Raw genomic sequence first — 4,709 nt, 5'->3', positions numbered from 1 at the left:
CCCCCGCCCCGGGTTCTGGCCACACCCCGTCACGGCCGCGCCCGCGCGACGGCGCGTGAGACGCCTCTTCCGGACCCCGGGCACACCGGCGCCGTACGCCATGGGCCTGGTGGAGCCGCCGCGACGCGCAGTGAGCGAGCCGGGCCCGGTACGCCGGACATGGGGCAACGCCAAGCCTCCGCACGCCGGCGGGCTCCCCTCACGTGCGGCTTCCGCGCGGCGGCAGGTGATCGTACGGTGGTCTCGCGTCGCCCCGCCCCCGCGTTCAGCGGGGACCTGGCGGGGCGGCGGCGCCATCCACCGACGACGGGAGCAGCACACCCATGAGTGATCCGAGGACCCTGACCGTCCGCCCCGAGAAGGGCGACTACGCCTGGACGTTCGGCGGTCACGCCCCCGTGGCGAGGATCGCGCCCGGCACGGTCCTCGACCTGTTCACCGAGGACTGCTTCGCGGGCCGGGTGCGCTCGGCGAACGACCTCGTCTCCGAGGTGTGCGAGTTCCCGTTCCTCAACCCGCAGACCGGCCCGTTCTACGTGGAGGGCGCCGAGCCCGGCGACACGGTGGCCGTGCACTTCGTGTCGATCGAGCCCGCGCGCGACTGGGCCGCGTCGACCACGGTCCCCCTCTTCGGCGCCCTGACGTCCACGCACACGACAGCGACGCTCCAGGCGCCGCTGCCCGAGGTGGTGTGGATGTGGCAGCTCGACCGGGAACGCGGGACCTGCCGGTTCTCGGCACGCGACAGCGACATCGAGATCGACCTGCCGATGGACCCGATGCACGGCACGGTGGGTGTGGCGCCCGCCAACCTGGAAGTGCGCTCCGCGCTGGTTCCCGACGCGCACGGCGGCAACATGGACACGCCCGAGATGCGGGCGGGGGTGACCTGCTACCTCGGCGTCAACGTCGAGGGAGCGCTGCTCAGCCTCGGTGACGGACACGCGCGCCAGGGCGAGGGCGAGACGTGCGGGGTGGCCGTCGAGTGCGCGATGAACTCCGTCGTCGTGGTGGAGCTGCTGAAGGGTGTGTCGACACCGTGGCCGCGTATCGAGTCGGACACGCACATCATGTCCACGGGTTCGGCGAAACCGCTGGAGGACGCCTTCCGGGTCTCGCAGCTGGATCTGGTGCAGTGGCTGGCGCGCGACTACGGGCTGTCCGAACTCGACGCGTACCAACTCCTCTCGCAGGCGGGGGAGGCACCCGTCGCCAATGTCTGCGACACCAACTACACGTGTGTGGCGAAGATCCGCAAGGAGTGGCTGCCCGCGGGTGAACCGCACCGCGGCCTGCACCGGCACCTGCGGGAGACCTCGGCGATCCTGCCCCGCGCCTGACGGCGTGCACACGGGCGCGGGCGCGTCGCCGGCCGGTGGCGCGAGCGCCAGGACCGCGCACCCCGCCCGTACATGAGTGGCCGTCGGCGGGCGCCGTCCGGTGGGACGATCCGCGGGCGGCGCGGCGGCACACCGACGTTCCGCCGCGTTCCTGCGGGAACCGGGTATACACAGATACGCCTGTCAGGTGTGCCGGACCGTCTTCCGGGTATGCACCTCGACCAACGGTTGGAGTGTGCATGCCTGAGCTGTTCATCGGCGGCAAGTGGACGTCGGCGGTCGAGGGAAGAACGCGGGAGATCCGGTGCCCGGCGGACGGCACTCTGGTCGCCTCGGTCGACGAGGCGGGGCCCCGGGACGCCGACGCGGCGGTCGCGGCCGCCCGGGACGCCTTCGACGGCGGCCCCTGGCCGCGGACACCGGCCGCGGAGCGCGGGCGGCTTCTGCTGCGTGTCGCGGATCTGCTGGAGCGCGACAAGGAGGCTCTGGCGCGGGCCGAATCCCTGGACACGGGGAAACGGCTCGTCGAGAGCGAGTTCGACATGGCCGACATCGCGAACTGCTTCCGGTACTTCGGCAATCTCGTGGCCGCCGGCGGCGCGGACCGCGTCGTGGACACCGGCGACCCGACCGTGGACAGCCGCGTCGTGCACGAACCCGTCGGCGTGTGTGCGCTGATCACGCCCTGGAACTATCCGCTGCTCCAGACGGCGTGGAAGGTGGCGCCCGCGGTCGGCGCCGGCAACACGTTCGTCCTGAAGCCCAGCGAGCTGACCCCGCACACCGCGATCCACCTGATGCGGCTGCTGGCCGAGGCCGGGCTGCCGGACGGGGTGGCGAACCTGGTCCTCGGCGCCGGTGCCGAGGCGGGAGCGCCGCTGGCGGAGGACCCTCGGGTCGACATGGTGTCGTTCACCGGCGGTCTGGTCACCGGGCGCCGGATCATGGCGGCGGCGGCTCCGACGGTGAAGAAGGTGGCGCTGGAGCTCGGCGGCAAGAACCCGAACATCGTCTTCGCCGACGCGGACTACGAGACAGCAGTGGACTACGCGCTGACCGCGGTCTTCCTGCACTCCGGGCAGGTGTGTTCCGCGGGGGCGCGGCTGCTCGTCCAGGAGAGTCTGCACGACCGGTTCGTGGACGACGTCGTGGAGCGCGCGCGAACCATCCCGCTGGGCGGCCCGTTCGACGAGCGGGCCAGGACGGGGCCGCTGATCTCCGCCGCGCACCGGGAGAAGGTCGAGCGCTACGTGGCGGCGGGGCTGGCGGAGGGCGCGGTACTGCGCTGCGGCGGCAGGCGTCCGGAGGGCGCGGAGTTCGCGGACGGCTTCTACTATCTGCCGACCGTGCTGGACGAGTGCGCGGCCGGCATGTCGGTGGTACGCGACGAGTCGTTCGGGCCCGTCCTCACCGTCGAGCGCTTCCGCACCGAGGACGAGGCGGTGTCACTCGCCAACGACACGATCTACGGCCTCTCGGGGGCCGTGTGGTCCACCGACGTCGGCAAGGCACACCGGGTGGCGGCGAGAATGCGGGCCGGCACCGTATGGATCAACGACTTCCAGCCGTATGTGCCCCAGGCGGAGTGGGGCGGGTACAAGCAGTCAGGTTTCGGGCGTGAGTTGGGGCCTACGGGTCTCGGCGAGTACCAGGAGGCGAAGCACGTGTGGCGCAATCTCGAACCGAGTCCGCTGAGGTGGTTCGAGTGAGCGCGACGATACCCGACGACCAGCGGGACGACGGCGACCAGTCGATCTCGGATTTCGGCTACAAACCTCAGCTCAAGCGGACATTGGGCAACTTCCACACCTTCGCGGCCGGCATCAGCTACATCTCGATCCTCACCGGCACCTTCCAGCTGTTCAACCTCGGTGTGGGCTTCGGGGGGCCGGCCTACTGGTGGTCCTGGCCCATGGTGTTCGTCGGGCAGTTGATGGTGGCGCTGTGCTTCTGCGAGCTGGCGGCGCGCTACCCCGTGGCGGGATCGATCTACAACTGGTCGAAGAAGCTGGGCGGTGCGCATCTGGGCTGGCTGGGCGGCTGGATGATGGTGGCGGCCACCATGGTCTCCCTCTCGGCGGTCGCGCTCGCCTACCAGCAGACCCTGCCGCAGATCTCGTCGGTGTTCTGGGTCATAGGCGACGGGAGCCATCCCACGGACGCGGCCAAGAACGCCGTGTTCCTTGGCAGTTGCCTGATCGTCTTCACCACCCTCGTCAACGCCTTCGGTGTGAAGCTCATGGCGAGGATCAACTCGGCGGGTGTCCTGGTCGAGTTGGTCGCGGCCGTCGTCCTGATCTGCCTGCTGGCGGCCCATCTCACCCGGGGCCCGAGCACGATCACCCAGACGCACGGGCTCGGCAGTGGCCAGCCGCTCGGCTATTTCGGTGCCTTCCTCACCGCTTCGCTGGCCTCCGCGTACGTCATGTACGGGTTCGACACCGCGTCGTCGCTCGGTGAGGAGTCGAGGAACCCGAGCCGCAACGCGCCCCGCGCGATCCTGCGCGCCCTCGTCGCGTCGTTCGTCATCGGCGGCCTGATCCTGCTGTTCGCGCTCCTGGCCGTGCCGGACCTGCACTCGTCGAAGATCTCCACGGACGGCCTGCAGTTCGTGGTGCTCTCCACGCTCGGCTCCACGGTCGGTCAGGCCGTGCTGTGGTGCGTGGTCATCGCCATCACCGTGTGCGAACTGGCGGTGCACACGGCCGGTATCAGGCTCGCGTTCGCGATGGCACGCGACAACGGTCTGCCCGCCTCGTCGTGGGTGGCCAAGGTGAGCCCCCGTTTCCAGACCCCTGTCGTCCCTGCGGTGGTGATCGGGCTGGTGGCGATCGGCATCCTGGTCATCAACATCGACCAGCCGCAGATCTTCTCCGTGGTCACCAGCATCGCGATCATCATGATCTATCTGGGGTACCTCTCCGTGACCGTGCCGATGCTGTGGCAGCGCCTGCGCGGCAACTGGCGCCCGGCCGAAGGGCAGTTCTCGCTGGGAAGGTTCGGCCTTCCGGTCAACATCGTCGCCGTCCTGTGGGGCGGCGCGATGGTGGTGAACCTGGCCTGGCCGCGGGCCGAGGTCTACAACGCGACCTCGCCGCACCACTGGTACCTCCAGTGGGGCGCGTTCCTCTACATCGGTGTCATCGTCGGTGTCGGCTTCGGGTACTACTGGTTCCGCAAGCGCGGCCGTATCAACGTCATCGAGGGCAGCCGGGCAGCCGTTCCCGAGCCGCGGCGACCGGCGGCACCGTAGTACGCGTCGACCCGGACGCGGGGTAGGGGGCGCGGCGGGCCGGGGTACGGCCGCCGGATGTGCGGCGCTCACCGCGCCCCTGGACGGCCCGGCCGCACCGCGGCCCCGTACCCCGC

3 protein-coding genes are annotated in these 4,709 nt (G+C 70.5%); all 3 read left to right on the top strand.

Annotated features, from left to right (window positions below; all coding sequences use genetic code 11):
- The first annotated feature begins 323 nt into the window (after positions 1-323).
- The 3 genes from LCE31_RS36935 to LCE31_RS36925 all read left to right on the top strand — a co-directional run bounded on the left by LCE31_RS36935 (position 324) and on the right by LCE31_RS36925 (position 4,593).
- Complete coding sequence (locus LCE31_RS36935; protein WP_225022391.1) at positions 324-1,340, top strand: acetamidase/formamidase family protein; 1,017 nt, start codon at positions 324-326, stop codon at positions 1,338-1,340.
- Between the two features lie 239 nt (positions 1,341-1,579).
- Positions 1,580-3,049: an aldehyde dehydrogenase family protein gene (locus LCE31_RS36930; RefSeq protein ID WP_225022388.1), complete on the top strand. Its 1,470-nt coding sequence runs from the start codon at positions 1,580-1,582 to the stop codon at positions 3,047-3,049.
- Entirely contained in the window at positions 3,046-4,593 is a 1,548-nt protein-coding gene (locus tag LCE31_RS36925; RefSeq protein ID WP_225022387.1) for an APC family permease, read from the top strand. Before LCE31_RS36930 ends, LCE31_RS36925 begins: the two co-directional genes overlap by 4 nt.
- The last annotated feature ends 116 nt before the right edge of the window (positions 4,594-4,709 follow it).

This window comes from Streptomyces sp. 8L, assembly GCF_020176795.1.
GTDB lineage: Bacteria > Actinomycetota > Actinomycetes > Streptomycetales > Streptomycetaceae > Streptomyces.
Note: the sequence above shows the minus strand (reverse complement) of the source record. Positions and strands in the feature narration are given on the sequence as shown.

What these genes read in the sequence shown, in the direction of transcription:
- LCE31_RS36930 (WP_225022388.1), top strand. Translation starts at nt 1,580, where the DNA reads ATGCCTGAGCTGTTCATCGGCGGCAAGTGGACGTCGGCGGTCGAGGGA.
- LCE31_RS36935 (WP_225022391.1), top strand. Translation starts at nt 324, where the DNA reads ATGAGTGATCCGAGGACCCTGACCGTCCGCCCCGAGAAGGGCGACTAC.